The 7,057-nt window shown below is 37.6% G+C and carries 6 protein-coding genes; 4 read left to right on the top strand and 2 right to left on the bottom strand.

The annotated features are described in order from the left end of the window. Positions 1–376: 376 nt before the first annotated feature. Positions 377–1,537 carry a calcium-binding protein gene (locus VB797_RS30425; protein WP_323241510.1) on the bottom strand — a complete coding sequence of 387 codons (1,161 nt, stop codon included), beginning with the start codon at positions 1,535–1,537 and terminating at the stop codon, positions 377–379. A 719-nt stretch (positions 1,538–2,256) separates the two neighbouring features. Then, on the bottom strand, positions 2,257–3,654 hold the full coding sequence (locus VB797_RS30430; RefSeq protein WP_323241511.1) for an amidohydrolase: 1,398 nt from the start codon (positions 3,652–3,654) through the stop codon (positions 2,257–2,259). A 277-nt stretch (positions 3,655–3,931) separates the two neighbouring features. Between VB797_RS30430 and VB797_RS30435 the strand changes: the two genes are divergently transcribed. From VB797_RS30435 to VB797_RS30450, 4 genes are all read left to right on the top strand, one after another. After that, a complete protein-coding gene (locus VB797_RS30435; protein WP_323241512.1) occupies positions 3,932–4,705 on the top strand; it encodes an isochorismatase family cysteine hydrolase in 774 nt (257 codons plus the stop codon). 55 nt (positions 4,706–4,760) lie between these two features. Then, positions 4,761–5,210 carry a cupin domain-containing protein gene (locus tag VB797_RS30440; protein WP_323241513.1) on the top strand — a complete coding sequence of 150 codons (450 nt, stop codon included), beginning with the start codon at positions 4,761–4,763 and terminating at the stop codon, positions 5,208–5,210. A 49-nt stretch (positions 5,211–5,259) separates the two neighbouring features. Then, a complete protein-coding gene (locus tag VB797_RS30445; protein ID WP_323241514.1) occupies positions 5,260–5,874 on the top strand; it encodes a hypothetical protein in 615 nt (204 codons plus the stop codon). Positions 5,875–6,127: 253 nt separating this feature from the next. Beyond that, entirely contained in the window at positions 6,128–6,781 is a 654-nt protein-coding gene (locus tag VB797_RS30450) for a hypothetical protein (RefSeq protein WP_323241515.1), read from the top strand. Positions 6,782–7,057: the final 276 nt, after the last annotated feature.

The raw sequence follows: 7,057 nt of genomic DNA on the forward strand, positions 1-7,057 counted from the left end.
TTTTAGCTCGCTATTTGTAACGAGCGAGCTTTCCGGTTCGCACTTTTAGCTCGCTATTTGTAACGAGCGAGCTTTCCGGTTCGCACTTTTAGCTCGCTATTTGTAACGAGCGAGCGAGACGCTCGCACTACGAATTTCTTAGACCGCAGAATTAATGTGGCGGACCACTAATAGTCCTTTGCATTAAATTTGATGGCTAACGCGCTCGTTACAACCAGCGAGCGGGACGCTCGCACTACCTCTACCCTTCATAACTAATGATTTAGACCATTAGTAGTACTTCAAATCATTAATTCTGATGAGTAAAAAAGGTTCTACGTGTCGGCTTCAGCCCTTTGATGCGAGGACTAAAGTCGGCACGTAAAACCCATCAATGTTAAACAAATATAGTATCGATATTATCGATGAACGTGCTGGCTGATTTCCAACTGACAACTGCTAAAAGCTCTCCAAACTGAGAAATTTCAGCACCATTAGCACCATCAACAATTGAGAGTTCACTGGTATTACCAGAAATATCAAAAGTGGTTTGACCTAACTGGAAGTTGTTTATCGTATCGATTCCCTTACCTGCTTCTAGGAAAATTATATCTTGACCGCCGCCGAGCCAAATAATATCGTTACCAAAGCCACCATCAATTTTATCGTTACCAGAGCCAGTGTAAATAGTGTCATCACCAACACCGCCAAATACGATATTATCGCCTTCAGCAGCGAAAATCAGGTCATTGCCAAAGCCACCATACATCTCATCAGCTTGAGAACCACCATACATGGTGTCATCTCCAAGACCACCGAATACAATATTTTCCCCTTCAGCAGCGAAAATAGCGTCATTACCGGAGCCACCATACATAGTGTCAGCTTGAGAACCACCGTACATGGTGTCATCTCCAGCACCACCGTATAAAGTATTCATACCCTCGCTGCCGAAGATTTGGTCATTGCCTCCTTTACCGAAGATAGTATCATCACCGACATCGCCGAAAAGAGATTCGCTATTGTCTGTTCCTAAAATCGCTTCATCTCCAATCGTTTCTACGGCAATATTAATATCAATATCGTATGTACCAGTACCGGAGCCAGAACCACTACCTTCAGTAAAGGGATTGTAGCCGAAGTTTGCAAAGCCACTAACGCCAATATAATAGTTGTCAGTTGCAGTTGCAGTGAAATCAATGAAAGAATCTAAGGTAAAGGGTTCTCCAGGAGCAGGAGTATCATCACTTACAGCTACTTCATTCCCAGTAGAATCAAACAATCGTAGAATTGAATCTAAACTTGAGCCAAACTCACGTGTATCGATGTCGATAGTAACGCGATCGCCAGCATCAAGTTGCAACTCATAGATATCTACGTCAGCAGTAGATGCCACATTCGGATTATTACCAATCCTATTAGATAGGAAGAAATTTCCTGGATTAGCGGAACTCAAGTCAGTAGCAATTGCTTGAGGAATTGTATCGTTGGGTTCATCGATTGGAAATAGAGGGGTAACAAAATCCCCATCAGGGTCGAATTCATTTAAACTGGTCAAAAGATTTCCATCTTCATCGTAAGTATTGGTACTCGTATTACGAGAATCTACAACACCATCCGCATCAAAGTCGGATTCATTTAAGCTGGTTAAAAGATTTCCATTTGCATCGAAAGTATTGGTACTCGTATTACGAGAATCTACAACACCATCCGCATCAAAGTCGGATTCATTTAAGCTAGTTAAAAGATTTCCATTTGCATCGTAAGTATTGGTACTCGTACTACGAAAAACAACACCATCCCCATCAAAGTCAGATTCATTTAAGCTAGTTAAAAGATTTCCATTTGCATCGTAAGTATTGGTACTCGTATTACGAGAATCTACAACACCATCCCCATCAAAGTCAGATTCATTTAAGTTAGTTAAAAGATTTCCATATAATAGGGAACAGGATTTTAACCAGCCAATGAGAAATTAGACTTACACCTATTCACTGTATAATTTTTATCTTTAAATAATTTATGTATCAACTATCTTTAACTAAAATTTATTTTGAATATGAGAGTTAAAAATCCTCTATTCCTTGTATTAAAGGGAAAATTTATAATTTATTCAATTAAAAACAGCTATTAAAATAAAGATTTTGTAATATGTATATTTTATACTAGACTATCAATTCACCGTGAAAATACTATGTAAATGGGGAACTATACAGTCCCCACAATATATTTATCTCTCAAAAATGGCATACTTGCCGCGATCAACTGCTAACTAATTTACAATTCCATCACTCCCCGATAATGGGTTTCAATTTCTTTGACAGTTTTTGATTTACGCTTGGTTTGCCATTGACTATGTTTAAATAACTCTTGCCGCAAGCTATCAACGTCTATATTTTTAACTTTCCCACCACCGACAATTTGCTTACCATTCACCCAAACGCTATCTACTACATTTGTGGGTCTTCCCAACACTAATAAACCTACTGGATCGGTACGCGGTAATAATGATAAACTGGTTAAATCGTACATAACTAAATCGGCTTTTTTACCCACAGTCAAAGAACCAATTTCTTCTCCTAAATTCAGTCCCTTTGCTCCACCCAAAGATGCCATTTTTATTGATTCTCTGGGTGTAATCCAATGCTGATAGTCTAAATCGGTAACGTTATGTAAAATCGAACCAATTTTAATCGCTTCTAATAAATCTTGAGAATCGTTACTTGATGCACCATCACAACCAAAAGATACATTTACCCCAGCTTGACGATATTTTAAAATCGGCGCAATTCCACTTCCCAAACGTAAATTACTCAAGGGATTGTGAACCACCGTCGATTGAGTTTGTGCCAGAATATCAATGTCGCTGTCAGTTAAATGAACGCAATGAGCAAGAGAAGTGCGATGATTCAAATAACCAATTTTATGTAAATGTTCCACAGCCGTACAGCCGTACTTTTCTTGAGCTAATTTTTCCTGAGCTTTGGTTTCTAATAAATGGGAATGACGACAAAGATTATATTTATCGCTTAACTCAATACATCCTTTAAATAAAGCGTCGCTGCAAAGTTGAATTCCTGTCGGTGCTAAAGCTATATAAATCCCTTCATCCGGTTTATGAAACTGCTCGATCGCTGATTCCATTATTTCTAATGTTGCTTGAGTCGAGCGAAAATAATCCTCATGAGTTATATCAGATTCACCCGAAGGTATCCCAGATGTGAGAGATTGATCTTGAATCAAAGGTGCGATAATTGCCCGAATACCAACTTTTCGATAAGCTTCAACTGCAACAGTAACGGTTTCAATTTCCTTTCCCGGAATTAAGACTAAATGGTCAACTACACTCGTACCACCCGATAATAAAGTTTCTACCGCAGTCCCCAAAGCGCTAAGATAAACTTGTTCTGTATCCAGGGGTGCAAAATCATAAAGTTCTGCCAACCATAACTCTAAAGGATAAATTGACATTATCCCCCGCTGCCACATTTCCGAAGAGTGAGTGTGAGCGTTAACGAATCCCGCTAACAGTAGCTTATTTGTACCATCAATTGCTTCGCCGATAATATCTAAACTAGGGGAAATAGCCGCGATATTTCCATCTATAATTTGAACATCCACCGTAGCGTAATCGTCTTCAACTGGAATCAAAACATTTTGAATTGTAAAATTCACGATTTTATCCTTAATTAAGTATTACAAAGAATTAAAGGTCAACCGATTTTAGATTTTAGATTTTGAATTTTGGATTTTGGATTGATTTTACGGAAGAATCCGTAGCTTGTACTATTTTCCACAAGGATCGATCAAAGATTAAAGGTCAAAGGTCAAAGGTTAAAGGTCAAAGGTTAAATAATTTCTAACTCTTAACTCCTAACTCTTAACTCCTAACTCCTAACTCCTAACTCCTAACTCCTAATTCCTAATTCCTAATTCCTAACTCCTAACTTTTATGATGAAACCATTAAGAACCTTGGGAGTTGCGCCGAATGCTTGGATGGTAAATGATACTATCGCAGACATTACTCGTTCTCCCGTTGATCCACAACCCGTTATTGTAGCGACAGAAACCAAAAATGTGCGCTTTGATTTGGCAAAATCCGCGATTATTGTTATCGATATGCAAAATGATTTCTGCCATCCCGACGGCTGGTTAGCGCATATTGGAGTAGATATATTACCCGCACGTCAACCGATTCAGCCTTTACAAAGCTTACTGACCGTATTGCGATCGCACTCTTTACCCGTAATATGGCTCAATTGGGGAAACCGTAACGATTTGTTGAATATCAGTGCTGGTTTGCACCATGTTTACAATCCTACTGGTTCCGGTGTCGGTTTGGGAGATGCTTTACCTCATAACAATGCCAAAGTTCTCACAAAAGATAGCTGGGGTGCAGCAATAGTAGATGAATTAGAACAATTACCTGGCGATATTTACGTAGATAAATTTAGAATGAGCGGCTTCTGGGACACACCCCTAGACAGCATTTTAAGAAATTTGGGTAAAACAACATTATTCTTTGCAGGTGTCAATGCCGACCAATGTGTTCTTTGTACCTTACAAGATGCTAATTTTTTAGGATACGACTGTATTTTGATCGAAGACTGTACAGCTACAACTTCCCCCGAATACTGCTGGTTAGCAACACTTTATAACGTGAAACAATTATTTGGTTTTGTTACAGACTCACAGAGGATTATTAAAGGAATCGGTAAAAAGTGATGGGGTAATTAAATAATTAAAAACTTCTAACTCCCTACTACCCCCTACTACTAAAATGATTAACAGTTGCGTAATTCCAGTTGTCAAATCTCCATCTGATTATCAAGCGTATCGCATTAGCCCCAACGATTCTAACCGTTTAGCGATTGTTTTTGATCCGGCGATCGCCAATTCATCATTGACCTGTTGTGTAGAAATTTTCGATGTGGGTGGAAAAACTCCCCCAAATCGTCATTTGTTCGCTTTAGAAATGTTTTTTATTCTCAAAGGAGAAGGTCAAGCAACTTGTGATGGTAAAACTGTATCAATTAAAGCGGGAGATAGTCTACTAGTTCCTCCTACTGGTACTCATGTGATCGAAAATACAGGTTCGGGACGTTTATACACGTTAACTATTATGGTTCCCAACGAAGATTTTGCCGAATTAATTCGCAGCGGTATACCTGTAGAATTGGATGCGGAAGATATGGCAGTTTTGGGGAGACATTCATCAATTAACAATTAACAATTTATGAGCTTTATCCAGATGATAATTGATAATTGATGTTTGATTTATGGCATTTAGCAATTATAAGAGTATTAGCGCGGTTATTAGAAAGTTTCAAATTAAGTACTTGCAGGAAAATTTTATGCTGGAAGTAGATTTCCCAGTAAAAGATTCATTCCGAGAAGAACTTGATTTGTTATTTACAGACGGAGTTGTTGATAATTCTGAAGATGCTATTTGCGAGAATTTGATTTATCCGGTTTTGAAAGAAGTTTGGAAACCTTATAGAAGTCAGTTAACTTTGTGGAGTCATCAAGCGCTAATTTATGATGAAGATTTATCAGGTATTCCGGATTATACGGTCACTCAAAGAAATCTTTTAGCAACTATCGTTTTTGATAAACCGCATTTCTTGACAGTTAAAGCTAAACAAGACAAGTTTGAAGAAGGATGGGGACAGTGCTTAGCAGAAATGATCGTGGTGCAGCGACTAAATAATGACTTAGATAATGATGTTTTTGGAATTGTTTCTAATGGTAAGATATGGCAATTCGGTAAACTTAAATTCGATGTTTTTACTAGAAATAAAAACTTGTATGTAATTCAGGATTTAGATAAGTTATTTGCTGCGGTAAATTACATATTTAGGCAATGCGAACGGTTGACAATTAACAATTTATGAGCCTTATCCAGATGGTAATTGATGTTTGATAGATAATCATACCATCCGCACCATATTGAATTTGCCAGCAGGATTATTATAAGCAACCGACTGCGCTGTCAGTGAACGAAAAGCAAAAAGTCGCAATCAATTTTCTTGCTTTCCCAAGTTAAAATGCTTCATCCCACAAATAAGAGTAATAGTACGCAGGAATAAACTATCTTTATCGTATAAATTGTAGTTTGTACCCAATTATTATACAGAAGGTGCTTGCATGGCAGAACCTTTTATATTCGTGCTATTTAAACTAGTTTGGCAAGACTTATTAGAAGATATAGCCTATGATTCGATGAAGAAAAGTTGGCAAACCCTTCAAATATTAATTGACCAAAATAAGCAGCATAAACAAGTTAGTCAAGATTTAATTGTTGCATTAGAAAAGTGTTTCAATTTATCGCTGAAAACTATTGCAGAAAAATGTCGAGATGACTTAATCAAAAATTCGACTTTTACTCAGTATCGTGGAGCTAAGATTTATAAACCTATAGAAAAGGATACAGATATTAAGAACTTAGAAAACAAAATCAACTTATTAGAAAAGCAGTTAAAACAACTTAATACAAATAGATTAGATAATTCATCGGTTATCAAACCCGATCAACTTCACGAACTACTAATACAATTATCTCAACCAAATTATCAACATTCTCCAGAAGTTAAACAAGATATAAATAATCAACTATTTAAACAAGCAGAAAAAGATTGTCACGTAAATATTTATAAAGCTACAATTAGAGATGAAAAAAACGGACTACATAAACAAATATTCTATAATTTTTTAATCGTAATTGAACCGAACGAACAGCTTAACCGTATATTTAATGCCGGGACATATTTGATATTAAATCATGTCCAGAAGAAAATTTAATCGTTCTCAAATGCCGTTTCCTCGTTCCCATCCTCTCTCCGATCTCGTTCCCAGCCTCTCTCTCGTTCTCTCGTCTCTCGTTCCCAGCCTCCGGCTGGGAATGCCTTATTCTCTCGTTCCCAGCCTCCGGCTGGGAATGCCTTACAGGAGGCTCCGCCTCCAGTGTATAAAAAGAAGACGGCAGAGCCTTCCAGAATGGGTTCCCAGCCAGAGACTGGGAACGAGTCAACTAGTTAATAAATTATATTTCCAGTACATCAATCTTTAAAATTGTTT

The sequence above is a fragment of the Rivularia sp. UHCC 0363 genome, assembly GCF_034931125.1.
In the GTDB taxonomy this organism is placed as follows: Bacteria; Cyanobacteriota; Cyanobacteriia; order Cyanobacteriales; family Nostocaceae; genus Rivularia.

Coding starts and splice junctions, on each gene's coding strand:
- VB797_RS30435 (WP_323241512.1), top strand. CDS start 3,932: ATGATGAAACCATTAAGAACCTTGGGAGTTGCGCCGAATGCTTGGATG.
- VB797_RS30445 (WP_323241514.1), top strand. CDS start 5,260: ATGGCATTTAGCAATTATAAGAGTATTAGCGCGGTTATTAGAAAGTTT.
- VB797_RS30450 (WP_323241515.1), top strand. CDS start 6,128: ATGGCAGAACCTTTTATATTCGTGCTATTTAAACTAGTTTGGCAAGAC.
- VB797_RS30440 (WP_323241513.1), top strand. CDS start 4,761: ATGATTAACAGTTGCGTAATTCCAGTTGTCAAATCTCCATCTGATTAT.